Origin of the sequence: Rhizobium sp. BG4 (assembly GCF_016864575.1) — a bacterium.
GTDB lineage: Bacteria > Pseudomonadota > Alphaproteobacteria > Rhizobiales > Rhizobiaceae > Rhizobium.
Window position 1 is genome coordinate 1662077 of the sequence record NZ_CP044125.1, and the last position, 24632, is coordinate 1686708.

The 24632-nt window shown below is 61.1% G+C and carries 24 protein-coding genes; 16 read left to right on the forward strand and 8 right to left on the reverse strand.

The features are described 5' to 3' along the window. Positions 1-25: 25 nt before the first annotated feature. On the reverse strand, positions 26-3022 hold the full coding sequence (polA, locus tag F2982_RS08675) for a DNA polymerase I (protein ID WP_203429826.1): 2997 nt from the start codon (positions 3020-3022) through the stop codon (positions 26-28). A 413-nt stretch (positions 3023-3435) separates the two neighbouring features. On the opposite strand from polA, the gene F2982_RS08680 reads away from it, so the two are divergent. The 3 genes from F2982_RS08680 (at position 3436) to F2982_RS08690 (ending at position 6658) form a co-directional block, all read left to right on the forward strand. Next, entirely contained in the window at positions 3436-3852 is a 417-nt protein-coding gene (locus F2982_RS08680; RefSeq protein WP_203429827.1) for a MarR family transcriptional regulator, read from the forward strand. A gap of 120 nt (positions 3853-3972) precedes the next feature. Further along, on the forward strand, positions 3973-5358 hold the full coding sequence (locus F2982_RS08685; RefSeq protein ID WP_112714158.1) for a dipeptidase: 1386 nt from the start codon (positions 3973-3975) through the stop codon (positions 5356-5358). A gap of 466 nt (positions 5359-5824) precedes the next feature. Continuing rightward, positions 5825-6658, forward strand: a complete 834-nt coding sequence (locus F2982_RS08690; RefSeq protein WP_203429828.1) for an SH3 domain-containing protein — start codon at positions 5825-5827, stop codon at positions 6656-6658. Between the two features lie 191 nt (positions 6659-6849). Here F2982_RS08690 and F2982_RS08695 read toward each other — a convergent pair whose 3' ends face one another. After that, positions 6850-7029: a hypothetical protein gene (locus tag F2982_RS08695; RefSeq protein WP_112714162.1), complete on the reverse strand. Its 180-nt coding sequence runs from the start codon at positions 7027-7029 to the stop codon at positions 6850-6852. A 242-nt stretch (positions 7030-7271) separates the two neighbouring features. On the opposite strand from F2982_RS08695, the gene F2982_RS08700 reads away from it, so the two are divergent. The 3 genes from F2982_RS08700 to dnaJ all read left to right on the forward strand — a co-directional run bounded on the left by F2982_RS08700 (position 7272) and on the right by dnaJ (position 12991). Next, positions 7272-9599 (forward strand): transglycosylase domain-containing protein, encoded by a 2328-nt coding sequence (locus F2982_RS08700; RefSeq protein WP_199629854.1) that lies wholly within the window; start codon positions 7272-7274, stop codon positions 9597-9599. A 269-nt stretch (positions 9600-9868) separates the two neighbouring features. Beyond that, positions 9869-11779 (forward strand): molecular chaperone DnaK, encoded by a 1911-nt coding sequence (gene dnaK / locus F2982_RS08705; RefSeq protein ID WP_112714166.1) that lies wholly within the window; start codon positions 9869-9871, stop codon positions 11777-11779. 78 nt (positions 11780-11857) lie between these two features. Then, positions 11858-12991 carry a molecular chaperone DnaJ gene (dnaJ, locus tag F2982_RS08710; protein WP_112714168.1) on the forward strand — a complete coding sequence of 378 codons (1134 nt, stop codon included), beginning with the start codon at positions 11858-11860 and terminating at the stop codon, positions 12989-12991. Between the two features lie 58 nt (positions 12992-13049). On the opposite strand, the gene F2982_RS08715 is transcribed toward dnaJ, so the two are convergent. Further along, positions 13050-13988, reverse strand: a complete 939-nt coding sequence (locus tag F2982_RS08715) for an AraC family transcriptional regulator (protein WP_246777529.1) — start codon at positions 13986-13988, stop codon at positions 13050-13052. Positions 13989-14065: 77 nt separating this feature from the next. On the opposite strand from F2982_RS08715, the gene F2982_RS08720 reads away from it, so the two are divergent. Beyond that, complete coding sequence (locus tag F2982_RS08720) at positions 14066-15049, forward strand: oxidoreductase (RefSeq protein ID WP_203429829.1); 984 nt, start codon at positions 14066-14068, stop codon at positions 15047-15049. Positions 15050-15247: 198 nt separating this feature from the next. Further along, entirely contained in the window at positions 15248-15454 is a 207-nt protein-coding gene (locus F2982_RS08725) for a hypothetical protein (RefSeq protein ID WP_112714174.1), read from the forward strand. Positions 15455-15535: 81 nt separating this feature from the next. Here the strand turns inward: F2982_RS08725 and F2982_RS08730 are convergent, their stop codons facing one another. Next, complete coding sequence (locus F2982_RS08730; RefSeq protein WP_112714176.1) at positions 15536-15889, reverse strand: helix-turn-helix transcriptional regulator; 354 nt, start codon at positions 15887-15889, stop codon at positions 15536-15538. Between the two features lie 103 nt (positions 15890-15992). Continuing rightward, positions 15993-17036: a SagB/ThcOx family dehydrogenase gene (locus F2982_RS08735; protein WP_203429830.1), complete on the reverse strand. Its 1044-nt coding sequence runs from the start codon at positions 17034-17036 to the stop codon at positions 15993-15995. Between the two features lie 398 nt (positions 17037-17434). Here F2982_RS08735 and F2982_RS08740 point away from each other — a divergent pair, with 398 nt between their 5' ends. Beyond that, positions 17435-17653 (forward strand): hypothetical protein, encoded by a 219-nt coding sequence (locus F2982_RS08740; RefSeq protein ID WP_112714180.1) that lies wholly within the window; start codon positions 17435-17437, stop codon positions 17651-17653. Here F2982_RS08740 and F2982_RS08745 read toward each other — a convergent pair. Beyond that, on the reverse strand, positions 17650-18453 hold the full coding sequence (locus tag F2982_RS08745) for a helix-turn-helix transcriptional regulator (RefSeq protein WP_112714182.1): 804 nt from the start codon (positions 18451-18453) through the stop codon (positions 17650-17652). The two genes, F2982_RS08740 and F2982_RS08745, sit on opposite strands and share 4 nt — an antisense overlap. Positions 18454-18633: 180 nt before the next feature. Between F2982_RS08745 and F2982_RS08750 the strand changes: the two genes are divergently transcribed. After that, the gene (locus F2982_RS08750) at positions 18634-18834 is read left to right on the forward strand and encodes a hypothetical protein (RefSeq protein WP_203429831.1); all 201 of its coding nucleotides are present in this window, start codon (positions 18634-18636) and stop codon (positions 18832-18834) included. 165 nt (positions 18835-18999) lie between these two features. Beyond that, positions 19000-19788, forward strand: coding sequence for a YdcF family protein (locus tag F2982_RS08755; protein WP_130279382.1), 789 nt, complete (start codon positions 19000-19002; stop codon positions 19786-19788). A gap of 3 nt (positions 19789-19791) precedes the next feature. On the opposite strand, the gene F2982_RS08760 is transcribed toward F2982_RS08755, so the two are convergent. Then, positions 19792-20262, reverse strand: a complete 471-nt coding sequence (locus F2982_RS08760; RefSeq protein WP_203429832.1) for a hypothetical protein — start codon at positions 20260-20262, stop codon at positions 19792-19794. Between the two features lie 122 nt (positions 20263-20384). Between F2982_RS08760 and F2982_RS08765 the strand changes: the two genes are divergently transcribed. Beyond that, the gene (locus tag F2982_RS08765) at positions 20385-21020 is read left to right on the forward strand and encodes a trimeric intracellular cation channel family protein (RefSeq protein WP_112714190.1); all 636 of its coding nucleotides are present in this window, start codon (positions 20385-20387) and stop codon (positions 21018-21020) included. Between the two features lie 3 nt (positions 21021-21023). Here the strand turns inward: F2982_RS08765 and irrA are convergent, their stop codons facing one another. Beyond that, positions 21024-21443, reverse strand: coding sequence for an iron response transcriptional regulator IrrA (irrA, locus tag F2982_RS08770; RefSeq protein ID WP_130279385.1), 420 nt, complete (start codon positions 21441-21443; stop codon positions 21024-21026). A 300-nt stretch (positions 21444-21743) separates the two neighbouring features. Here irrA and fabA point away from each other — a divergent pair, with 300 nt between their 5' ends. The 4 genes from fabA (at position 21744) to F2982_RS08790 (ending at position 24624) form a co-directional block, all read left to right on the forward strand. Then, on the forward strand, positions 21744-22250 hold the full coding sequence (fabA, locus tag F2982_RS08775) for a 3-hydroxyacyl-[acyl-carrier-protein] dehydratase FabA (RefSeq protein ID WP_203429833.1): 507 nt from the start codon (positions 21744-21746) through the stop codon (positions 22248-22250). Positions 22251-22303: 53 nt separating this feature from the next. After that, on the forward strand, positions 22304-23527 hold the full coding sequence (gene fabB, locus F2982_RS08780) for a beta-ketoacyl-ACP synthase I (RefSeq protein WP_112714194.1): 1224 nt from the start codon (positions 22304-22306) through the stop codon (positions 23525-23527). Positions 23528-23531: 4 nt separating this feature from the next. Further along, on the forward strand, positions 23532-24338 hold the full coding sequence (gene fabI, locus F2982_RS08785; RefSeq protein ID WP_203429834.1) for an enoyl-ACP reductase FabI: 807 nt from the start codon (positions 23532-23534) through the stop codon (positions 24336-24338). A 103-nt stretch (positions 24339-24441) separates the two neighbouring features. After that, positions 24442-24624 (forward strand): type II toxin-antitoxin system HicA family toxin, encoded by a 183-nt coding sequence (locus F2982_RS08790; RefSeq protein ID WP_199629863.1) that lies wholly within the window; start codon positions 24442-24444, stop codon positions 24622-24624. Positions 24625-24632: the final 8 nt, after the last annotated feature.

The window sequence follows — 24632 nt, forward strand, 5'->3', positions numbered from 1 at the left end:
TCTTCGGGAAAGTTGGACGAAGCGCTCAGTGCGCTTCGTCCCAGTTGCTTGCCGCGCGCGCATCAACCTTGAGCGGAACGCGCATTTCGAGCGCCGGCATGGTGGCGTTTTCCATGACCGAGACGATGATCGGCATGGCCTTTTCAACCTCTGCATCCTCGACTTCGAAGATCAGTTCGTCGTGGACCTGCAGCAGCATGCGCACGCGATCGCCAATACCGGCCTCGGCAAGCGCCGGTTCCATCTTGATCATGGCGCGGCGGATAACATCGGCGGCCGAGCCCTGGATCGGTGCGTTGATCGCAGCGCGTTCATTGAAGGCGCGGACGGAGGGATTCGAGGAACGGATTTCCGGGTAATTGATTCGCCGGCCGAAGATCGTCTCGACGTAGCCCTTGTCGCGCGCCATCTGCTTGCGGCTGTCCATGTAATCGCGGATGCCGGGGAAACGCTCGAAATACTTCTTGATGTAATCGCCGGCTTCCGAGCGCTCGATCGACAGCTGGTTCGCGAGACCGAAGGCGGAAATGCCGTAGATGATGCCGAAGTTGATCGCCTTGGCGCGGCGGCGCACCTCGCTCGGCATACCCTCGACGGGAACACCAAACATTTCCGAGGCGGTCATCGCGTGGATGTCCACACCATCGGCGAAAGCCTGCGTCAGTTGCGGGATATCGGCAACGTGGGCGAGCACGCGCAGCTCGATCTGGCTGTAGTCGGCCGAGATCAGCTTGTGGCCGGGCGTCGAGATGAAGGCGGTGCGGATTTTGCGGCCTTCGGCGGTGCGAACCGGAATGTTCTGCAGGTTTGGCTCCGACGAAGACAAGCGGCCGGTCGTGGTGGAGGCCAGCGAATAGGAGGTGTGCACGCGCTTGGTCTGCGGGTGGACATATCCCGGCAAGGCATCGGTATAGGTCGATTTCAGCTTGGTGAGCTGACGCCAGTCGACGATCTTGCGCGGCAGCTCGAAACCGGCGGCGGCCAAGTCTTCGAGGACACTTGCCGAGGTCGACCACTGGCCGGTCTTGGTCTTGGTGCCGCCCTCGAGACCCATCTTGCCGAACAGGATATCGCCGAGCTGCTTCGGCGAGCCGATGGTGAAGCGCTCGCCGGCAAGCGTGAAGATCTCGTCTTCGAGACGCGCAGCACCCTGTGCCAGCTCGCCGGAGAGACGCGACAGGATCTGCCGGTCGACGGTGATGCCGCGCTCTTCCATATTGGCGAGCACCGGCAGCAGCGGGCGTTCCAGGCGTTCATAGATCGTCGTCAGCTTGTTGGCCGCGAGCCGTGGCTTCAGCACCATCCAGAGCCGCAGCGTCACATCGGCATCCTCAGCCGCGTAATGCGTGGCCTTGGCGATATCGACGAGGTCGAAGGTAACGTTCGACTTACCGCTTCCGGCAACGTCCTTGTAGGCGATCGGCTTGTGGCCGAGGAATTTTTCGGACAGCGGGTCCATGCCGTGCGCGCCGGTACCGGCATCGAGCACATAGGAGATCAGCATCGTGTCGTCGAAATTCTTCGTCTCGACGCCGTAGCGCTTCATCAACAGGTAATCGTACTTCAGGTTCTGGGCGACCTTCAGGACCGATTCGTCCTCAAGCAGCGCCTTCAGCCGCGGAAGCGCGTCGCGCATGGGGATCTGGTTTTCGGCGAGCCCGCCGCCCAGGAGATCGCCGAAGCCGGTCTTGTGGCCGATCGGCACGTAGGCGGCGCGGATCGACACGCCGGTCGGATCCTTGGCATTGTCGGCAATCGCCAGCGAGAAGCCGACGAGCTCCGCCTGCATCGCATCAAGCGACGTCGTCTCGGTGTCGAAGGCGACGAGGCCGGTTTCACGGGCGGCGGCGATCCATTGATCGAGCGTCGCGAGATCGCGGATCGTCAGATAGGTCGAATGATCGAAGGGCAGCGATGCGAAGGCGGCAGCGCGCTGTGCGGCAAGATCTTCAGGCACGAAGCTGCCTTCGACGGCGGCAGCCTTGGCCTTTGCGGGCACCGGCACGGCAGCGCCGGCAACCTCGGGAATGCCACCGGCGACGGGCGCGGGCTCGGCCGCATCGAGATCCGGACCATGGGCCTTGTCGCCCCATTCGACCTGGACATCCGTCGCGTCGATAGCGCTGGCGTCGCATTCGCAAGCCTCGGCGACACGGCGCGTCAGCGTCGTGAACTGCATGGCCTTCAGGAAGCCGATCAGCTTCGGGCCGTTCTGCGGCTCGAGCACCAGATCCTCAACCTTAAGCTCCAATGGAACGTCGAGACGCAAACGGACGAGCTCACGGGAAAGACGCGCCTTGTCGGCATTTTCCATGATCGTCTGACGGCGCTTTTCCTGCTTGATCTCGTGGGCGCGCTCGAGAAGCGTGTCGAGATCGCCATACTCGGCGAGCAGCGAGGCTGCGGTCTTCGGACCGATGCCGGGAATTCCCGGCACGTTGTCGACGGAATCGCCGGTCATCGCTTGCAGATCGATCATCTTTTCCGGCGGCACGCCCCATTTCTCGATGACGTCGGGAATGCTGATCTGCTTGTCCTTCATGCTGTCGTACATGTGGACATTCGCCGTCACGAGCTGCATCAGGTCCTTGTCCGAAGAGACGATGGTGACATCGGCGCCGATCGCTTCAGCCTGACGGGCGTAGGTGGCGATGATATCGTCGGCCTCGAAACCTTCGGTCTCGATGCAGGGCAGATTGAAGGCGCGCGTTGCCTCGCGGATCAGGCCGAACTGCGGGATCAGCTCCTCGGGCGGCGCAGAGCGGTTCGCCTTGTAGGCGTCATAGAGATCCTTGCGGAAGGTCTTCGAGGAATAGTCGAAGATGACGGCCAGATGCGTCGGCGTGACGCCGACGGACGTGTCGCGCGCATCCGTCAGAAGCTTCCACAGCATGTTGCAGAAACCGGAGACGGCGCCCACCGGCAGACCGTCTGATTTGCGGGTCAACGGCGGCAGCGCATGGAATGCGCGAAAGATGAAGCCCGAGCCGTCTACGAGGAAGAGATGATCGCCTTTTTTCATGGCAGCATGGATAGCGTGGAGGCCCCGCGAAATCCATATAAAGTTCTGTTGCGTTTCGGATTCAGCCCTTCACCGAACTGTTACCAATTTGTAATCGGCGGCTTATTCGCCTTCCCTTGAAAAACCACATTCCGGATCACAATTCAGAGTCACCGGCGTTTGATCGCGCCGAGGGTTTGGTGACCGGCTTGTCCCCCGCCGCATCAAACTTGGACAAAGGCCTTATCCCCCTCTCCGGGCCTTTGTCCCCATTTTTGAGCCGCCATGGTCCACCTCCTGACCATGGCGGCTTTGTTTTCTGTATCAATGGATAAATCTGAAGCAAAAAGGCCACTTTTGATCCATCGCATGCGATTTGTTGCATTGTTTCAGTCCGGCTTTTGGGCCTAACTACAATCATGGGATTTAATCGGATGGATTCGGGAGCCTACCTTGCCAGTCAGCTGGCGAAGGGTTTTGCCCGCTCGCTGCAGCAGCGCGCGGGGCGGCTCGGCTTTTCGCCCGGGCAGTTTCCGATCCTGCTCGAACTCTGGGCCGAAGACGGGCTTACTCAGAAGCAGCTTCTGGAGCGGGTGGACATCGAGCAGGCGACGATGGCGAACACGCTGTCCCGCATGGTGCGCGACGGACTGATCGAACGGCGCCCTCACCCGACGGACAAGCGGGCGCAGCTGATCTTCCTGACGCCGAAGGCGCAGGCGATGCAGGACGAGGCCGTCGATACCGCCCGCGAGGCGGATCTCGCCCTCTTCGACGGCTTCAAGACCTTCGAACGCGAGCTGATGCTGGAATACATCCGCCGGCTTCTGGAAAACGCCAAGAAGATCTAGCTTTCGCTGACCTCCAAGTGTCTCCAGCGAGCGGGCGCCGACCGGAAAATGCAACTTTTTCTCCTCGAAACCGCCCGGCCTTTGGTCTATCGTCCGGCCAAATTTCAAGAGGAGTCGGAAATGACTGACGTCACCCCGGTGCTTTCGCGCGCCGACCAAAATCTCAATTCAAGCCTGGAAAAGCTGTTCGAACTCCTGCGGATCAAGTCGATCTCGACCGATCCGGCCTACAAGGCCGATTGCCGCAAGGCGGCCGAATGGCTGACGGCCTATCTCAAGACGCTCGGCTTCGAGGCTTCGGTGCGCGATACGCCCGGCCACCCGATGGTGGTCGCTCACCACGCGGGCGCGACCGCGGATGCGCCGCACGTGCTGTTCTATGGTCACTATGACGTGCAGCCGGTCGATCCGATCGAACTCTGGGAAAACGACCCGTTCGAGCCGGCGATCAAGGATGCCGGAAACGGCCGCAAGATCCTGACGGGCCGTGGCACGGCTGACGACAAGGGCCAGCTGATGACCTTCGTCGAGGCTTGCCGCGCCTACAAGGAAATCAACGGCGCGCTTCCCTGCCGCGTGACGATCCTGTTCGAAGGCGAAGAAGAATCCGGTTCGCCATCGCTGAAGCCGTTCCTCGAAGCCAATGCTGCCGAACTGAAGGCCGACTACGCGCTCGTCTGCGATACCAGCATGTGGGATCACGAGACCCCGGCGATCGCCGCCGCCCTTCGCGGTCTGGTCGGCGAAGAGGTGGTTATCACGGCCGCCGACCGCGACCTGCATTCCGGCCTGTTCGGCGGTGCGGCTGCAAACCCGATCCATATCCTGACGGAAGCGCTTGCCGGCCTGCACGACCAGACGGGCCGCATCACGCTCGAAAACTTCTACGAAGGCGTCGAGGAGACGCCTGCCAATATCAAGGCATCCTGGGAAAAGCTCGGCCAGACGGCGGAAACCTTCCTCGGCCAGGTCGGCCTCTCGGTACCGTCGGGCGAAAAGGGCCGCTCGGTTCTCGAGCTCACCTGGGCGCGGCCGACGGCAGAAGTGAACGGCATCTGGGGCGGCTATACCGGCGAAGGCTTCAAGACCGTGATCGCGGCCAAGGCCTCGGCGAAGATCTCGTTCCGTCTCGTCGGCAAGCAGGATCCGGCAGCGATCCGCGAAAGCTTCCGGGCCTATATCCGCTCGAAGATCCCGGCCGATTGCTCAGTCGAGTTTCATCCGCACGGCGCCTCGCCGGCAATCCACCTGTCCTACGATTCGCCGGTCATCACCAAGGCGAAGAACGCGCTCTCGGACGAATGGCCGAAGCCGGCCGTCGTGATCGGCATGGGCGGATCGATCCCGATCGTCGGCGATTTCCAGAAGATGCTCGGTATGGAATCGCTCCTCGTCGGCTTCGGCCTTGCCGACGACCGCATTCATTCGCCGAACGAGAAGTACGAGCTCGCCTCCTATCACAAGGGCATCCGTTCCTGGGTGCGTATCCTTGAGGCACTCGCCTAAGACAGAAAAGGCGCGCAGCTCGAAAGAGCGCGCGCCATCCAGACAGACAAAAAGGCCGGCGAAAACCGGCCTTTCGTCATCTGCTTCGCTTCGGTGCCAGTACATCCGTGGTCAAGGAGGAAGCAGATATTGCAGCCAGACTGATCCCGAAAGGTTAACAAACCATTAAAGGCGTTCCGCCTGCCGGGACCGGAAACCGCCGGCGTCCTGCGCCGTTTGCCGTTTCTAGGCTGCTATTCGTTGATCCCTATATTGGTATTGATCGCCGGCGTTTCAAGAGGCAACCGACCCTTTCCCGTTCAACCTGCATTCATCGGTCAACAGCTACAAGTCTTTGAAAGACAAAGTGAATGAAGGCCGGCTGATAAAAGCCGGCAAGCGCTCTAGCTATGTCTGAAGCTGGCAGGAAGCCAGATGCAGAAACTTCAGGCGACGGTTTTGCCGCGCCCAATTAGGGAGTTGAAACGTGAGAAACACCCTTCTCAAGATCGCGGCTGCAGGCATGCTTTTGCTCGCTCCCGCAATCGCACAGGCGGCCGAGGGCTTCGCCACGGCGAATGTCAACATGCGCGCTGGCCCGAGCACCGGATACCCGGCCGTTGCCGTGATCCCGGCCGGCGAATCCGTCGAGATACATGGCTGCCTCGCCGATGTTCCCTGGTGCGACGTCGAGTTCTATGGCGGGCGCGGCTGGGTCGCGGGCCGTTACGTTCAGGCGCTCTACCAGAGCCGCCGCGTCTATGTCGGCCCCGAGTATTACCGGCCGCTCGGCATCCCAACCGTCGTCTTCAGCGTCGGCAACTATTGGGACCGCTACTACCGGAATCGCGATTTCTATCGTGACCGTGACCGCTGGCGCCGTGGCCCGGATTTCTACCGTCCGCCGCCGCCACGCGATTTCGATCGCCGCCCGGACTTCGATCGCCGTCCTGATTTTGACCGGCGTCCCGATTTCGACCGGAGGCCAGATTTCGACAGGCGCCCCGACGCGCTTCGCCGTCCCGACTTCAACCGCGATCAGGATCGGCAGCGCGACTTCAATCGCGATAACGACAACCGCAGGCAGGATGCCGATCGCGATCAGAACCGCCGTCCGCCGTTCAATCAGCAGCAGGACTTTCGCCGCGACAACAATGATGGAAACCGTGACCGCGGCAATTTCGAGCGCCGGGGCAACGACGACAACGGCGGTCCCCGCGTCATCCGCCGCGGCGACGGCAACAACAACGATCAGGGGAATGATCGCCGCAGACCGCCGCGCGGCGCCTGCCAGCCGAGCGATCCGAACTGCAACAACTGAACCGGAGGGCGGCAGAAATGCCGCCCTTCTTTTTTCCTTGATGGCGAAGACGAAAAAAGCCCGGCGCTCCGAAGGAGACACCGGGCCTGATTTCGATCGGCGCGTGTTGAGGGGAGACGGCCGATCATGAGCGGAACGTGAGGGGCTGTCCCGCTGCAGAAGAAACAGCCGGGACGCCTAAAGGTTCCAAATTACCAGATAACGACGCTCTTATGCGTCGACACGAGATCGCGCATGGCGGCGAACGGGCCGTGAAGCATCTTCAAACGGCTCTCTTCCATCTTGGTAAGGCGGTACTGTCGAGCGAATTCGGTGACGCTCCAGATTTCCCGCAGACGGGTTTCTTCGATTCTATTGAGATCTATGCTCATAACAAAAATGCCTATGCATTACGCTTATTGCTTTTTTCTTGGGCGCAACATGGCGGCATATATGTCAGTTTTGTGACATGCGCAACGAATGGCAGCCATGCATAAAAGCAGGGGCTGCCGGCGCGTCAAATCGCCTTCGCCAATAATGTTAACGCCCCTTAAATCGCCGTAATTACAATTCAATCGGGTAGCTCCGCGACGGCGAATTTGGCGCGGGCGGCAGAGGGTGCGACCGGTCCGGAATGGCAGGCAGAAGCAGATCACGCGACAGAATTGAACCGTCCTTCAGCGGCCGCGAGCGCCGTGAAGACGACGAGGACGATTTCGCGCTCGATGACGAAGATCGCATCGACGGCCGCCGTGGCGCGAGACGCGCCTCCCCGCCACCGAAATCCTCATCCCGAAGCCGCGCCCCGGAGCGCAAGCGCCGCGACCGGCGCGAGCCGCCTGAACGCGAGGGCGGCGGCCTCTTCGCTCTGCTGCGCCGAATGATCTACTGGTGCATCGTGCTCGGCATCTGGGCGGGCATCGGCCTTGCCGGCGTGGTCTTCTACTATGGCTCGCGCATGCCGAGCGCCAGCACCTGGTCGATCCCGGAACGGCCACCGAACGTCAAGATCACTTCCGTCGACGGCAGCGTCATTGCCAATCGCGGCGCCACCGGCGGCGAAGCGCTGCCGCTCGAGCAGATGTCGCCCTACATTCCGCAGGCGATCGTGGCGATCGAGGACCGCCGCTTCTATTCGCATTTCGGCGTCGATCCGATGGGCCTTGCCCGCGCCTTCGTCAACAACCTGACCGGTCAGCCGATCCAAGGCGGCTCGACGCTGACGCAGCAGCTTGCCAAGAACCTCTTCCTGTCGCCGGACAGAACACTGGAACGCAAGGTGCAGGAAGTCCTGCTCTCCTTCTGGCTGGAGCAGAAATACAGCAAGGATCAGATCCTTGCGATGTATCTGAACCGCGTCTATTTCGGTTCGAACGCCTATGGCGTCGAGGCCGCAGCCCGCCGCTACTTCAACAAATCGGCCCGTGACGTGAACCTTGGCGAGGCAGCGCTGCTTGCCGGTCTGGTCAAGGCGCCGACGCGGCTCTCCCCGGCCCGCGACCCGGAAGCTGCCAATGCCCGCGCCCAGGTAGTGCTGCAGGCGATGCGCGATCAGGGCTATATCACCGACGACGAAGTCAAGACCGCGATGACGCAGACCCCGGCCAAGGCCAAGAGCTACTGGTCGGGCGCCGGGCAATATGTCGCCGACATGGTGATGGACGAGCTGCCGGGACTGATCGGCGGCGACGTCAAGGAAGACGTGATCGTCGATACCACGATCGACAAGGGCCTAGAAAAGAAGGCCGATCAGGCGCTGAACGACATACTCTCCAAGGAGGGCGTGAAGTTGGCGGCGTCGCAGGCTGCCCTCGTTTCGATCGACGGCACCGGTGCGATCCGGGCGCTTGTCGGCGGCAAGGACTATGCGGAAAGCCAGTTCAACCGCGCGGTCAAGGCCAAGCGCCAGCCGGGCTCGTCCTTCAAGCCGTTCGTCTATGCGGCGGCACTCGAGAAGGGCCTGACGCCTGCTTCCGTCTTCAACGACGCACCGATCCGTATCGGCAACTGGACGCCGGAGAATTACGAGAAGAAATACAATGGCGAGGTAACGCTCGCGACGGCGCTGGCGAAATCGCTGAACACGGTCGCGGCCCAGCTCGTCATGTATGACGGCCCGGATCAGGTGATCAAGCTCGCCCACCGGCTCGGCATCGAGAGCGAGCTGCAGCCGAATGCCTCGATCGCGCTCGGCACCTCGGAAGTATCGCTGGAAGAGCTGACAGCCTCCTACGCCGCCTTCATGAATGGCGGCTACAAGGCGACGCCGCATGTCATCCGCCGCGTGACGACCGCCGAGGGCAAGGTGCTCTACGAGAACACCTACGACAATCCGCCGCGGGTGCTTTCCGAGACCATCGCCGCCAACATGAACGCGATGATGATGGGCACGATCGAATTCGGCACAGGGCGCAGCGCCAGGATTCCCGGCTGGCAGGCAGCCGGCAAGACCGGCACGACGCAGAATTCGCGCGATGCGCTGTTCGTCGGCTTTACCAGCAACCTGACGACGGGTGTGTGGTTCGGCAATGACGACGGCACGCCGATGAAGAAGGTGACAGGCGGCGGGCTGCCGGCCAAGGCCTGGCAGGAATTCATGATCGCCGCCCATAAGGGGCTGTCGCCCGCGCCGCTCTTCGGCAACGGCCAGTTCGTCACCGATCCCAATACGATCGGCAACCAACCGATGGCCCAGAACGGCGAACCGCAGCCGATGCAGGAACAGCCCTCGACGATCGGCGGCATCATTTCCGGCGTCTTCGGTGGTGGCTCCGCAGAGCAATATCCGCCGGCACCCGTGCAGCAACAGCAGACTGCCGGTGGCCCGATGCCGCCCGGCGATATCGGCCCGGACGACGGCTATGACGGCGATGTTCCGCCCGGCGATGTCGGCCAGGGCCAGCCGGTCCATCAGGGCCAGCCGAAGCGCACGACGCTGCTTGATCTGATCATGGGACAGTAGAGCCAGAAAAGGACGATCTGCAACGCGCAGTTACGCTGCCTTGCGCCTGAAAACCTTTGTTTTCCGGCTACTGTAAAAATTGAAGGCAACACGCTCGTTTTGCTGGATTTCGGGCTATTTCTCGCCTTGCAGTCCAGAAAACCGCTCCTTATATACGCCGCATCACCGCAATCACGATTGCGTTAGTTCGAAGACCCCCATCCCGTAAGGGGCTGTCAGGGAAATGCCTTACCAAGGGTTCCGACAGCTTGCTTCAAGGAGTAAATGACATGGCAAAAGTAATTGGTATCGACCTCGGAACGACAAATTCCTGCGTCGCTGTCATGGACGGCAAGGACGCAAAGGTCATTGAAAATGCGGAAGGCGCGCGTACGACCCCTTCCATGGTGGCATTCTCCGATGACGGCGAACGCCTCGTTGGCCAGCCGGCAAAGCGCCAGGCGGTCACCAACCCCACCAACACGCTCTTCGCAGTAAAGCGCCTCATCGGCCGCCGCTACGACGATCCGACCGTTGAGAAGGACAAGAGCCTCGTTCCTTTCAAGATCGCCAAGGGCGATAACGGCGACGCGTGGGTCGAAGCTCAGAACAAGGGCTACTCGCCCGCTCAGATCTCCGCGATGATCCTTCAGAAGATGAAGGAAACCGCTGAATCCTACCTCGGTGAAAAGGTCGAGAAGGCCGTCATCACCGTTCCGGCCTACTTCAACGACGCGCAGCGCCAGGCAACCAAGGATGCCGGCCGTATCGCTGGTCTCGAAGTGCTCCGCATCATCAACGAGCCGACGGCTGCCGCACTCGCTTACGGCCTCGACAAGAAGGACGGCAAGACGATCGCCGTTTACGACCTTGGCGGCGGCACGTTCGATATCTCCGTTCTGGAAATCGGCGACGGCGTCTTCGAAGTGAAGTCGACGAACGGCGATACCTTCCTCGGCGGTGAAGACTTCGACATGCGCCTCGTCGAATATCTCGTTACCGAGTTCAAGAAGGACCAGGGCATCGACCTGAAGAACGACAAGCTCGCCCTGCAGCGCCTCAAGGAAGCTGCCGAAAAGGCGAAGATCGAACTGTCGTCCTCGCAGCAGACCGAAATCAACCTGCCGTTCATCACGGCTGACGCTTCCGGTCCGAAGCACCTGACGCTGAAGCTGACGCGCGCCAAGCTGGAAAGCCTGGTCGACGATCTCGTCCAGCGCACCGTCGCTCCGTGCAAGGCAGCCCTCAAGGATGCCGGCGTTACCGCGGCCGAAATCGACGAAGTCGTTCTGGTCGGCGGCATGAGCCGCATGCCGAAGGTGCAGGAAGTCGTCAAGCAGCTGTTCGGCAAGGAGCCGCACAAGGGCGTCAACCCGGATGAGGTCGTCGCACTCGGCGCCGCCATCCAGGCCGGCGTTCTCCAGGGCGACGTCAAGGACGTTCTGCTTCTCGACGTAACCCCGCTGTCTCTCGGCATCGAGACCCTCGGTGGCGTCTTTACCCGTCTGATCGAGCGCAACACCACGATCCCGACGAAGAAGAGCCAGACCTTCTCGACCGCCGACGACAACCAGCAGGCCGTCACCATCCGTGTTTCGCAGGGCGAGCGCGAAATGGCACAGGACAACAAACTGCTCGGCCAGTTCGACCTCGTTGGCCTGCCGCCGGCACCGCGTGGCGTTCCACAGATCGAAGTCACCTTCGACATCGACGCGAACGGCATCGTGCAGGTTTCGGCCAAGGACAAGGGTACCGGCAAGGAACAGCAGATCCGTATCCAGGCTTCCGGTGGCCTGTCTGACGCCGACATCGAGAAGATGGTCAAGGACGCTGAAGCCAATGCTGAAGCCGACAAGAAGCGCCGCGAAGCCGTAGAAGCCAAGAACCAGGCCGAAAGCCTTGTTCACTCGACGGAAAAGTCGCTCAAGGATTACGGTGACAAGGTTTCCGAAGCCGACCGCACCGCGATCTCCGACGCGATCGCTGCCCTGAAGTCCTCGATCGAGGCTACCGAGCCCGACGCCGAAGACATCAAGGCAAAGACCCAGACGCTCATGGAAGTGTCCATGAAGCTCGGTCAGGCTATCTACGAAGCGCAGCAGGCCGAAGCCGGCACGGCTGACGCGTCTGCAGGCGATGACAATGTCGTCGATGCCGACTACGAAGAAGTCAAAGACGACGACCGCAAAAAGTCCGCGTAATCCGCGGCAAAGCGGTTATGCTCACCAGTGTGATCCGGCTGCCTAACGGCAGCCGGAAATCCATTTTCGGGGTTTAAATTGGCAAAAGCGGACTTTTACGAAACTCTGGGCGTCGCCAAAACGGCGGATGAGAAAGAGCTGAAAAGCGCCTTCCGCAAATTGGCAATGAAGTATCATCCGGACAAAAACCCGGACGATAAGAGCGCCGAAGTCAAGTTCAAGGAAATCAACGAAGCCTACGAGACGCTCAAGGACCCGCAGAAACGCGCGGCCTATGATCGCTATGGTCATGCAGCCTTCGAACATGGCGGTATGGGACCGGGTGGCGGCGGCGGCTTTGCCGGCGGTGGCGGCTTCTCCGACATCTTCGAAGACATTTTCGGCGAGATGATGGGTGGCGGCCGCGGACGGCAGCGCTCTTCGGGCGGTCGCGAACGCGGCGCCGATCTTCGCTACAACATGGAAATCTCGCTGGAAGAATCCTTCTCCGGCAAAACGGCGCAGATCCGGGTTCCGACCTCGATCACCTGCGACGTCTGTTCCGGTTCGGGGGCCAAGCCAGGCACGCAGCCGAAGACCTGCGGCACCTGCCAGGGTTCCGGCCGCGTGCGTGCTGCACAGGGCTTCTTCTCGATCGAGCGGACCTGCCCGACCTGCCACGGCCGCGGCACGATCATTCCCGACCCGTGCACCAAGTGCCATGGCCAGGGCCGTGTGACGGAAGAGCGCTCGCTCTCGGTCAACATCCCGGCTGGTATCGAAGACGGCACCCGTATTCGTCTGCAGGGCGAAGGCGAGGCAGGAACGCGCGGTGGCCCGGCGGGCGACCTCTATATCTTCCTGTCGGTCAAGCCGCATGAGTTCTATCAGCGCGACGGAGCGGACCTCTATTGCGCCGTGCCGATCTCGATGACGACGGCCGCGCTCGGTGGCACCTTCGACGTGGCGACGCTCGACGGGACGAAATCGCGGGTCACCGTTCCCGAGGGAACGCAGGCCGGCAAGCAGTTCCGCCTCAAGGGCAAGGGCATGCCTGTGCTGCGCTCCAGCCAGACGGGTGACCTCTACATCCAGATCCAGATCGAGACGCCTCAGAAGCTCTCCAAGCGTCAGCGCGAGCTGCTGCAGGAATTCGAGCAGCTCTCCTCCAAGGAGAACAATCCGGAGTCGACGGGCTTTTTTGCCCGGATGAAGGAATTCTTCGAGGGCTGAGCCAGCGCTCATCAGACAATCGAAAGCCGGTGGTGCTCCCACCGGCTTTTCTATTGCCTCAAACCGGCTGCCGGATGCGGCTCTGATAGTGTTTGGGGGCACAGCCCATCGCCCGCTTGAAGGCTGCGCTGAAGGCGCTCTCGGACTCGTAGCCGACCGACAGAGCGATCTCCGCAAGCCGTGTACGCTCCGGCGAGAGCAGCGCACGAGCTGCAAGCCGCATGCGCCAGCGCAGCAGATAATCGAGCGGCGGCCAGCCGACCAGCGCCTTGAAATGAAGCGCGAAGGCAGTCCGCGACATGCCGGCTTCACCGGCCAGCTGTTCGAGCGTCCAGCGCCGCGCAGGCTCAGCATGAACCGCCCTCAAGGCACGGCCGATCCGTGGATCATTCAGCCCCTTCAGCCAGCCTGGTGCCCCCTCGCCTTCGCTTGCCATATGCAGGCGCAGGGCGTTGACGAACAGGATGTGGCCGAGATGCTCCGACATCAGCGCGCCGCCGGGGCGCATCTCGGTGAGTTCCTTTGCCAACTGCTTCAGCGTCCAGCGCAGCGTTTCCGCCTCGTCGGCAGCAGCCGGAATATGCATCACCGCCGGCAGGGCGCCTGTCAGCAACACCTGATGGCTGGCATCGAACATCAGACGGCCGCCGACGAGGAACGTGTCGTCATGCGGTCCATGCTGCGCGACGCGGGTTTTCAGATCGACGAAGATCATGCGGGCATCGGTACCAGGGAGCTCAAGGTCGGTTCCGAGCCAATAGGGCTGGCCGGTCAGCAGGTAGCAATCGCCCTCCTCCAGCTTGAAGGGCTGCGGCTCGCCGGAGACGCGCAGCCAGCCGCCGCCGCGGGCGACAGCACCAAACTTGATGCCCTCATAGCGGCGCGGAAAGTCGAGCGCCCAGTCGCCGCCGGAGACGACACCATAGGTCTCGACGCTTTTCGGCTGCAGCAGGGCGAGGATATTGGAGAGCGGATCCATATCTGAACGATCAAGCAAGAAATCGGAACTTTGTTACATGGATCATCCCGGAACTGCAATCTATATCCGGCTGTGTTTGCAGAAGGAGCTTACCTGTGACGACTGAACAGCAGCCTATTCATTCGGGATTCAATGCCAAGAGCACGGCACGCGACGTGATTGCCGGGATCGATCTGCGCGGCAAGATCGCCATCGTCACCGGCGGCTATTCCGGCATCGGCGTGGAGACGACGCGAGCGCTCAGCGAGGCCGGAGCGACGGTCGTCGTTCCCGTCAGGACGCGCGCCAAGGCCGAAGCCAATCTCGCCGGCATTGCCCGCGTCGAGCTCGCGCCGCTCGACCTTCTCGATCCTGAAGCAATCGACCGCTTCGCGGAAGGCTTTCTTGCGAGCGGCCGACCGCTTCACATGCTGGTCAACAGCGCCGGCGTCATGGCGTCGCCGCTGACGCGGGACGGCCGCGGCTATGAGGTTCAGTTCTCCGGCAATCACCTCGGCCATTTCCAGCTTACAGCCCGCCTCTGGCCTGCCCTGGCGAAGGCCAGGGGTGCGCGCGTGGTCGCAGTGTCGTCGCGCGGTCACCGGTTTGCTCCCGTCGATTTCGCAGATCCGAACTTCGAGAAACGCGCATACGACAAGTGGAAGGCCTATGGTCAGTCGAAGACCGCCAACGCGCTCTTCGCCTTCGGTCTCGACGAACGCGGCAAGGCGTCCGGTGTGCGGGCCTTCTCGGTCCATCCCGGCGCGATCATCACCGATCTGGTCCGCCATCTGACTGATGATGACTTCAAGGCCTTCGGCATTACCCGGCATGCCGATGGCGGGATGGATGTCAGCGAGGAAAGCCAGCGCAGCTTCAGGAATGTCGAGGAGGGTGCGGCGACCTCCGTGTGGTGCGCGACGAGCCAGAAGCTCGATGGCCGGGGCGGCGTCTATTGCGAAGACTGCGACATCTCTCCGCTGGTTCCGGAAGGTCATACCGGGCCGACCGGCGTCTGGCCCTGGGCCTGCGATTCGCAGGCGGCCGGCAAGCTCTGGGCACTCAGCGAGAGGCTGACCGGGTGCAGCTTTGCGGCGTAGATGGAGGCGCCGTTACACGTCCTATAATCAGTCAAAGGCGTTTCATAGCGGCACGGATGGCCTTTCCGTGCCGTTTTGAGACGCTGCGAAATGCGCATATGTCCGGCGTTAACGCAGGCCCTGAAACGGACTTGCAACTTCTCTAAATCACTTCACTCTTCAGCACGGAATTGGGGAACGAACCAAAGGGCACTTCACATGACCGCAGCACTTTCCATGTCCAATCCGGCGGATGATGTCGATGTCCTCGCCGGCGCGCTTTACTCCTGGTGCGCAGAGCGAAACATCAAGCTTCGCAGCCAGCAGGGCCTGTCGATCGCCAGCATCGCGATCGACCTCTATCACGCCGGCCATCATACGCAGGACGAGCTGCTGACGGCGCTGCACGAGCGCGAACTGCACTGACAAAAAGAAAGCCCGCCACGAGGGCGGGCAAAATTTACCGGGAAGCGAAGTGGCCCTGGCAACGCCGGTTTGCGGGGCGGATTAAGCCGCCGTCTCGTTGCTCATCAAAGTCAGGATGGTCTTGACCGCTTCCTTGCCTGCCGGCGAGTGAAGCTTGTCGTAATGCAGGGCGAGTTCGTAGGCTTCCGGGCTCAGCTCGATCTTCTCGGGCTGATTGGTTTCGGCACCTTCGAACAGAGCGGAGATTTCCACGCCGAGAAACTGCGCGATCTGGTGCAGCTTGCTGGCGGAAACGCGGTTCGTCCCCTTCTCATATTTCTGGATCTGCTGGAAGGTCAGCCCGAGGGCTTCCCCCAGTTCGAGCTGGGAAACGCGGCGCCGGGCGCGCAACTGTCTTACATTGCGACCGACTAGGATATCGACTGGATCTGGCACGTGAGCGTTCCCTCATTTAGAAACGAATTGCTCACCATAATATGCCGGGTATTTTAAATATCGCAACCCGCGAGTTGCAAAATTCAACCGACTTTTTTGGTCTTTACGTTGCGTCAGGCCAACCCAGAGTAAGGGCGTAGACCGGCGCATGGGCGGGATTGCCAATTTCGAGCAATTTGCAGATCGCGCTATGGCTGAGTGCGGCCGTGGGACAGGCGGTCAGGCCATGCGCGGTTGCCGCGAGCATGATGTTCTGGCCGATGTGTCCGGCCTCGATCATCACCACCCTGTAGGCATTGGCATCCTCGTATTTCCACATGGTGCGGTCCATATGGGCGACGAGCACGATCATGCAGGGCATGGTATCGGCCCATTCCTGGCCGCCGACCAGAGTTGAGAGCTCGGGCTCCTCGTCCGAGACGCGCGCCAGCGAGTGTTCCAGCGCCGAATAGTGATAGATGCCCGGCTCCAGCCCTTCAACGTTGCGGGCGAAGACATAGGCTTCATAGGGATTGCGGGCGCCGCCTGACGGGGTCATCGACAGCGGCAGTTCGACCACGGCGTTGCGCGCCTTACCGGTGATGCCGAGGCCGGCGAAGAGTGCTTCAGAGAGCTCACTGACCGAAATCGGCTTCGCCAGGCCCTTTCGCTGCGTGCGGCGGCGCGACATCAGCTGCAGCAACGCATTGCCGTTCAGCGCCGGAGGCAGCTGGATGACGTCCTTGCGGCCGGAATTCAGGCTGTACAGTTCGATCTCGCCCTCCGCCGCCAGGGTCGAGCGCTGCAGGTCCTCGGCCTCGTTGAGCGACATATAGTCGGGATCCTGGACGCAGAAGTGCAGGAGAGCAGCCGGCACGCCCCATTTCCAGTTCCGGGTAAAGGCGTCTTCGCGCGCATGCAGCGCCGAATTCTCTTCGACGAGAGCCGACATCTCGACCAGCGAGGCGAGCGTCTCGGTCAGTTCCTCTTCGCTGTAACCCGGCGCCAGATCGCGGATCGCAACGGTCGCGCTCCAGTCGTCGAGGGCGCGAAGGAACTCCAGGAGATCAGGGCTGCATTCGAAAACAGCCTTGGTGAGGAAGTTGCAGGCGACGAAGGCGTCGCCGTCGTTGTGAAAGACGAGAGTGCGTGACGAGCGGTAGCGCATCGAATCACATGCGCCTGCCGCGGAGCCCGCAGCAGGCGCTTATGAACTTAATCAATACGGAACATCATGCCGCGGCTGACAAAGGTCGGCTTGGCCTTGACCGGCGTTACCTTGAGGTTCGGCTTCGTCTTGTTCTGCATGATCCATCTCCACGGTTGTAGGAGCGATCCCCTTGATCGCGGCTGGAGGATGAAACAGCAACCAGAAATATTCAATTAATACGGAAATATTGTTTTGATACACCAGAGTGATGCATTGCTTCAATTGAAGTCAAAAACAGGAAATTTCTGAATTAAATCCGTTATTTTTGCGTTTACATAGAAATGTGTAGCCCAAAAATGCGAACTATGACAATCATAGTCATGAGAATAATTCGGTAGGACCGCCGGAGAAGCAGAATGGGCCTTAAAAAGACTGCGCAAGCCAAAGAAGAGCTGACTTTGGATGATGCCGTCGGTGGATACACCATCGACATGCTGAACACGCTGATCGCGCAGAGCAGGAGCGCGAAGCAGCCGATGCTGACCTATCTTCTGTCGATGGCACTCATCGAGGCACACCGCGTCAGCGTCGAGCCGGCGGCGGCCACCCACGATATGGGGTTGTCGCTGAACTAACTGAGGTCGCGCGTGACTGCGGAGATGAAGTCGGCGCGCTGTTGGACGATCATATCCCTGACGATGCGGGGCACCGCATCATCGGTGGTGCGGTAGACCTTTGCGAGGCGGAGCGCGGTGCGCAGGTTGATCCTGCTGTTGAGCGGCACCATGACGACGGCGCTGAAGGATGGACCGGCCGGCGTGAAGATCATCGAATGGCCGCCGAGCAGCTTTTCGGAGAAAGGCAGCCATCTAAGACGCATCAGGGTCGGCTCCTGGGTGCCTATCTGGTTTGCGGCAGCGAATGACAGGCAGTTCAAGCGCTCGACGACGATGCCCTTGTGATCGCCGGTGAAGCGGGACCAATATTCGCCCTTCTTCACCGCCCGGTTTGTGAGGCGGCGAAACGTGGTGGCATTGCCCTGCTTGGCAATGACGATGACGGCGCAGAGCAGGCTGTCCGGCGTACTCGGGATCGTCATATAGGCATGGTATAGGCCCGGAGCGATACCGGCAGCAGGATCCGCGAAGAGCAGCGGCTCCAGCGCGTCACGGGCGGCGGAAAGCACACGCTGCGCCGACGGGCGGCCATGATCGAGGTCGACCGAGATCGGCCGCTGATACATTTCTTCCTCGGTGACGCCGAGGTACTGACAGATTTTCTTGACCGAGGCGCGCCCAGGCGCCCGGCGAGCCTGAAGATAGGATTCAATCTGCGAGCGGCCAATTTCCATGCCGCGCGCGGCAGCGCTGATGCTGCCCGCCTTTGCGAGGCACAGCCGCCGGAGATTTTCGGCAAAGTTCTCGAGTGCAGACATGTCCGCAGTGGCTTTCAGGAGATGAGTCGGTGCTCAAACTATCTGCAAGCCAAGCGGAATACAAAGGGGGATAGGCCACAATTTGCGGGCTGATCCAATTGACAGATGGCTGCGTAAGGATAGGTAATTCCCGCCGGGAACAAAAAGAATCCGCCGCCCAATGGAGGCACGATCACTGCAATGAAATTCGATATTGAATTGCCTGAAGCGCCGCCGAACATCGCAGCCGATGAAACGCAGCGAAACCTTTCGACGATACTTGATGGACTCTCGGCGCTGCGCTTAAATATTAATCACCAGCCCGAAATTCTTTACTGGATTGAACGCGCGGTCGCCGAAACCGAAAGCCAGCTGCGGATGATCGCACCTCCCTTTCACTAATCGATTGAATCGGAATCCATTTCATCTCCTTCGATGACAGTTCGCCGTTGATCCCTGCCATCATCTGAGACGATCAACCGCATCCGGCCTGCGCCCGTAGCGCAACATTTCCTCGACAACCGAATCGCATAGGATGCCGCCCAATTCGATATTGGGAGCGTTTTCGTGTTTCTCTTTTCCAAGCTTGTCTGGGTCTTCGGCCAGCCGCTGTCCCTCGCGTTCTTCCTGACCGTTCTCGGCTTCCTTGCGCTGGCCTTCCGGCTAGGCAAGAGCGCGCTCCTGCTCTCCGGGCTTGGCGCTGCCGTGCTGTTCGCGACGCTTTACACGACGGCGGGCAACTATCTGCTGCAGGGGCTGGAGAACCGTTTCCCCAAACCGGCGCAGGATCCCGATAGCCTTCAATGCATGATCGTGCTCGGCGGCGCTTTCGAGAACGAGGTGAACACCGCCCGTCACGGCATCGAATTCAATGCCGCTGCCGACCGCTTCATCGAGACGCTGCGGTTGGCGCAGAAGTTTCCGCAGTCACGGATCCTGATTTCCGGCGGCGATGGCTCGATATCGGGCCACTATGAGGGCGACGCGGCTGCCTCGGCGCGTTTCTTCCCGCTCTTCGGCGTGGCGCGGGAACGGCTGGTCGAGGAGACCACCTCGCGGACAACCTTCGAGAATGCCACCAACACCAAGGATCTGCTCGCCACGAACGGCCTGTCGAACTGCCTGCTGATCACCTCGGGCTATCATATGCCGCGCTCGGTCGGCATCTTCCGCAAGCTCGGGATCGACGTGGTGCCGTGGCCGACCGATTTCCGCACTGATGGCGAAGTGCATCTCGGGTTGGATTTCACCCAGCCGAGCCTCAACGCCCAGAACACTGCGACGGCCGTGCGCGAATGGTTCGGCCTGGTCGGCTACTATCTGGCAGGGCGCACCTCGGAGCTCTATCCGAAGTAATCGCTATTTCTTGGAGATGGTGACGAACTTGGTGCCGCGAACGCGGGCCGTGACGATGCAGGGGTCACCTTCCGTGCGATCGCAGAAGCGGGGATGCATCTTCATGGCCAGAACCATGTTGCCGAAGCGCTGGACGAAGTCGTAGCCGTAGATCTGCGCCGTGGCGATCATGAAATAGCCGCCCTCGGCCACCTGCAGATAGAAGTTATAGGGGCAGCCGTCATCGTTGCACTGCGGTCCCTTTTCGCCGTCGCAAGTGAGCTCGCCCTCGTTGACGACAGCGTCAATGAGGCCATCATTATTGATGTCCTGGCGGGTCACGTAGCCCTCGCCGAACTCCGCCTTGGTGCATTGCTCGGTGAAATGCTTCTTCTCGTAGATCTCCGGATCGGAGATCAGGGACTGCTGGGCGAAGGCGGCAACCGGCACCACGAGCAGCGCTGTGAGATTGAGGGCGATGAGAAGCGCTTTCACGGCTTTCCTCTTTTTGGCGGATAAGGACACTGACAGCGGCGCATTCTCTACGCCGCGCCTTGCGCCGCCCTTGCCGCCGTGATTCAGTCGCCCGACGATCTCCGCCGCCTTGGGACCCTCAAATGTCGCTGCTCGCCTATCTCGATTATGCCGGCATTGCGCTTTTCGCGGCGACCGGCGCGCTTGCAGCATCGCGCAAGCAGCTCGACCTCATCGGCTTCCTGTTCTTCGCGACGGTGACGGGTATTGGCGGCGGCACCGTGCGCGATATCGTGCTCGGCCGCGTTCCGGTGTTCTGGGTCTTGAACCCTGCCTATATCGTCATCTGCTGCATCACCGGCGTCGTCGTGTTCTTTACCGCGCACCTGGTGGAATCGCGCTACCGGCTGCTGATCTGGCTCGATGCCATCGGCCTGTCGGCCTATTGCGTCATGGGCGCGGCGAAGGGGCTGGCGGCCACCGGCTCCCCCACCATCGCCGTCGTGACGGGAACGCTGACCGCGACCTTCGGCGGCGTTCTGCGCGATCTCATGGCGAACGAGCCTTCGGTCCTGCTGCGGCCGGAAATCTATATCACCGCTGCGCTGATTGGCGCCGGCGTCTTTACCGGCGCAACAGAGCTCGGCGTGCCTCTCTATGCCGCGTCAGCGCTCGGCGCCGCGGCAGCCTTCGCGATCCGCGGCGGCGCGCTGTGGTTCGGATGGACGTTCCCGACCTACAAGCACAGGCCCGGCCGTCACCCCGATGATGTCATGTGAGATTTAGCGGTTCTTCGGGCGCAGACGGATCACCACGTCGACATGGGCGATTTCCATGCCTTCAGGCGGCTCCGGCAGATTGCCGATCGTCAGATTGCTGACAGGGATGTCGAGCACGTCGTTTTCACCCTCGACGAAGAAGTGATGGTGATCGGATACGTTGGTGTCGAAATAGGTCTTCGCGCTTTCCACGGCGAGAACGCGGATCATCCCGGCCTCGGTGAACTGGTGCAGCGTGTTGTAGACTGTCGCCAGCGACACGGGCACGCCCGCGGTGACGGCTTCCTCGTGCAGTTCCTCGACCGTCAGGTGCCGGTCGCCCTTGGCAAACAGGAGATCCCCGAGGGCAACGCGCTGGCGGGTCGGACGAAGGCCGGCACTGCGCAGTCGTGCTTCGATGCTAATCGGGGCTTCTGGCGCCATCAAGGAGGAACTCCGGTTAATTCTAGCGTCAAGTAATCAGGTTTCCTAAGCCATATAACTTTTGCGCAAAAGCCTTTCAATAGTTTCAATGGGGACAATAGGGGCGGAAATGCCTTAAAATCCGGCCTTTGACGCATTTAGCTCTGGCCGCGGCCTTGGCCTTCCTGTATGCGACCACCAAATAAGGCAGATCGCCGGTCCGGCGCGGAATGAGAGGCAGCCATGCTTATGCTTCATTTTCCGAAGAACTTGGACTAAACACTCACTCCATCAGCACGTTGCGGGGGACACAGACTTTTCATGACGACGAGACAATCCAGCTTCAACTATGAGGAAATCCTGTCCTGCGGCCGCGGCGAACTGTTCGGCCCTGGCAATGCACAGCTTCCCCTGCCGCCGATGCTGATGGTCCATCGCATTACCGACATCTCCGAAACCGGCGGAGCGTTCGACAAGGGTTACATTCGCGCCGAGTACGACGTTAAGCCCGACGATTGGTATTTCCCCTGCCACTTTCAGGGAAATCCGATCATGCCGGGCTGCCTCGGCCTCGACGGCATGTGGCAGCTGACGGGCTTCTTCCTCGGCTGGCTCGGCGAGCCCGGTCGCGGCATGGCACTGTCGACAGGCGAAGTGAAGTTCAAGGGCATGGTTCGCCCCGAGACGAAGCTCCTCGAATACGGCATCGACTTCAAGCGCGTCATGCGCGGCCGCCTGGTTCTCGGCACCGCCGACGGCTGGCTGAAGGCTGACGGGGAAGTCATCTACCAGGCAACCGACCTGCGCGTCGGTCTGTCCAAAGCCTGAACCGCGGTCACGATCGCTCCAAATACAAAGACGTTTTAGAAGAGGTCATCGACATGAGACGGGTTGTTGTCACGGGTCTGGGTATCGTTTCCTCCATCGGAAATGATGCGCAGGAAGTCACCGCGTCGTTGCGCGAAGCCAAGTCCGGTATCTCGTTTTCCAACGACTTCGCCGAGCACGGCTTCAAGTGCCAGGTCTGGGGTTCGCCGAAGATCGACGTGACCGACCTCGTCGACCGCCGTGCAGCCCGCTTCCTGTCGCAGGGCGGCATGTGGAACCACGTCGCCATGAAGCAGGCGATCGCCGATTCCGGCCTCGAAGAGTCCGACATCGGCGGCAACGAGCGCACCGGTATCATCATGGGCTCCGGTGGCCCGTCCACCCGCACGCTGATCGAAGCGGCCGACATCACCATCAAGAACAACAGCCCGAAGCGCATCGGCCCGTTTGCCGTGCCGAAGGCGATGTCTTCGACGGCTTCGGCAACGCTCGCTACCTGGTTCAAGATTCACGGCGTCAACTACTCGATCTCGTCGGCCTGCTCGACCTCTGCACACTGCATCGGCAATGCCGCTGAAATGATCCAGTGGGGCAAGCAGGACATCATGTTCGCCGGCGGCCACGAAGATCTCGACTGGACGATGTCGAACCTCTTCGACGCCATGGGCGCGATGTCCTCCAAGTACAACGATACGCCCGATACCGCCTCGCGCGCCTATGACGTCAGCCGCGACGGCTTCGTCATCGCTGGCGGCGCCGGCGTTCTCGTTCTCGAAGAACTCGAGCATGCCAAGGCCCGCGGCGCCAAGATCTACGCCGAAATCGTCGGCTACGGCGCGACCTCCGATGGTTACGACATGGTCGCTCCGTCGGGCGAAGGCGCCATCCGCTGCATGCGCCAGGCACTCGCGACGGTGAAGGGCAGCGTTGACTATGTCAACACGCACGGTACCTCGACGCCCGTTGGCGACAGCAAGGAAATCGGAGCGATCCGCGAAGTCTTCGGCGATAAGATCCCGCACATCCAGTCGACCAAGTCGCTGACCGGCCACTCGCTCGGCGCGGCCGGCGTGCAGGAATCGATCTACTCGCTGCTGATGATGCAGGCGGGCTTCATCGGCGAAAGCGCCCATATCAAGGAACTCGACCCCGAGTTCGACGGCGTGCCGATCGTTCGCAAGCGCATCGACGATGCCAAGATCGACATTGCCCTTTCCAACTCCTTCGGCTTCGGCGGCACGAACGCTACGCTCGTCTTCCAGCGCTACAACGGATAATACCATGACGGGATTCATGCAGGGTAAGCGCGGCCTCATCATGGGCGTCGCAAACAACCATTCTATCGCCTGGGGCATTTCGAAGGCGCTGGCCGCCCAGGGCGCCGAACTGGCTTTCACCTTTCAGGGCGAGGCGCTCGGCAAGCGCGTGAAGCCGCTTGCAGCTGAAGTCGGCTCCGACTTCGTGCTGCCCTGCGATGTCGAGGACGTCGCTTCGGTCGATGCTCTCGTCGAGTCGATCAAGGAACGCTGGGGCAAGCTCGATTTCATCGTTCACGCCATCGGCTTTTCCGACAAGAATGAGCTGAAGGGTCTTTACGCAGACACCACGCGCGAGAACTTCAGCCGCACGATGGTGATCTCCTGTTTCTCCTTCACCGAGATCGCCAAGCGCTGTGCGCCGCTGATGAGCGACGGCGGCTCGATGCTGACGCTGACCTATAACGGCTCGACGCGCGTCATCCCGAACTACAACGTCATGGGCGTTGCCAAGGCTGCTCTGGAAGCCTCCGTGCGCTATCTGGCGGCCGATTACGGCCCGAAGGGCATCCGCGTCAACGCGATCTCCGCAGGCCCGATCCGCACGCTCGCAGGCGCCGGCATCTCCGACGCCCGCGCGATCCTCTCGTGGAACCAGCGCAATGCGCCACTGCGCAAGACCGTCAGCATCGACCATGTCGGCAATTCGGCGCTCTACCTGCTGTCGGACATGTCGGCCGGCGTCACCGGCGAAATCCATTTCGTCGACGCAGGCTTCAACATCACCTCGATGCCGACGCTGGACGCGCTGCGGACTGCAGACGTCGAATAGCATCGAACAGCCATTAAGCTTTGCAAGGCCGTGCGCATCATGATGCGCACGGCCTTGTCGTTTCTACTCCGGCAGCGTATATTGGCGAAGGGGTGGGAGATCGATGGAGCGAAACAGTCAGAAGATCATTTCGCGACTAAAGCGCGACGGATTCGCGCTCATCTCCGTAAAGGGATCTCACCATAAATTCCGGAAAGGCGACCGGACGATCATCGTCCCGCACCCGAAGAAAGATTTGCCCGCAGGCACGGCGCACGCGATCGCCAGGCAGGCCGGATGGGTATGAGGAGCAAT

Excerpts from the sequence above, each read along its gene's own strand:
- polA (WP_203429826.1), bottom strand. The coding sequence starts at position 3,022 with ATGAAAAAAGGCGATCATCTCTTCCTCGTAGACGGCTCGGGCTTCATC.
- F2982_RS08680 (WP_203429827.1), top strand. The coding sequence starts at position 3,436 with ATGGATTCGGGAGCCTACCTTGCCAGTCAGCTGGCGAAGGGTTTTGCC.
- F2982_RS08685 (WP_112714158.1), top strand. The coding sequence starts at position 3,973 with ATGACTGACGTCACCCCGGTGCTTTCGCGCGCCGACCAAAATCTCAAT.
- F2982_RS08695 (WP_112714162.1), bottom strand. The coding sequence starts at position 7,029 with ATGAGCATAGATCTCAATAGAATCGAAGAAACCCGTCTGCGGGAAATC.
- F2982_RS08700 (WP_199629854.1), top strand. The coding sequence starts at position 7,272 with ATGGCAGGCAGAAGCAGATCACGCGACAGAATTGAACCGTCCTTCAGC.
- dnaK (WP_112714166.1), top strand. The coding sequence starts at position 9,869 with ATGGCAAAAGTAATTGGTATCGACCTCGGAACGACAAATTCCTGCGTC.
- F2982_RS08725 (WP_112714174.1), top strand. The coding sequence starts at position 15,248 with ATGACCGCAGCACTTTCCATGTCCAATCCGGCGGATGATGTCGATGTC.
- F2982_RS08735 (WP_203429830.1), bottom strand. The coding sequence starts at position 17,036 with ATGCGCTACCGCTCGTCACGCACTCTCGTCTTTCACAACGACGGCGAC.
- F2982_RS08740 (WP_112714180.1), top strand. The coding sequence starts at position 17,435 with ATGGGCCTTAAAAAGACTGCGCAAGCCAAAGAAGAGCTGACTTTGGAT.
- F2982_RS08745 (WP_112714182.1), bottom strand. The coding sequence starts at position 18,453 with ATGTCTGCACTCGAGAACTTTGCCGAAAATCTCCGGCGGCTGTGCCTC.
- F2982_RS08750 (WP_203429831.1), top strand. The coding sequence starts at position 18,634 with ATGAAATTCGATATTGAATTGCCTGAAGCGCCGCCGAACATCGCAGCC.
- F2982_RS08765 (WP_112714190.1), top strand. The coding sequence starts at position 20,385 with ATGTCGCTGCTCGCCTATCTCGATTATGCCGGCATTGCGCTTTTCGCG.
- irrA (WP_130279385.1), bottom strand. The coding sequence starts at position 21,443 with ATGGCGCCAGAAGCCCCGATTAGCATCGAAGCACGACTGCGCAGTGCC.
- fabA (WP_203429833.1), top strand. The coding sequence starts at position 21,744 with ATGACGACGAGACAATCCAGCTTCAACTATGAGGAAATCCTGTCCTGC.
- fabB (WP_112714194.1), top strand. The coding sequence starts at position 22,304 with ATGAGACGGGTTGTTGTCACGGGTCTGGGTATCGTTTCCTCCATCGGA.
- fabI (WP_203429834.1), top strand. The coding sequence starts at position 23,532 with ATGACGGGATTCATGCAGGGTAAGCGCGGCCTCATCATGGGCGTCGCA.
- F2982_RS08790 (WP_199629863.1), top strand. The coding sequence starts at position 24,442 with ATGGAGCGAAACAGTCAGAAGATCATTTCGCGACTAAAGCGCGACGGA.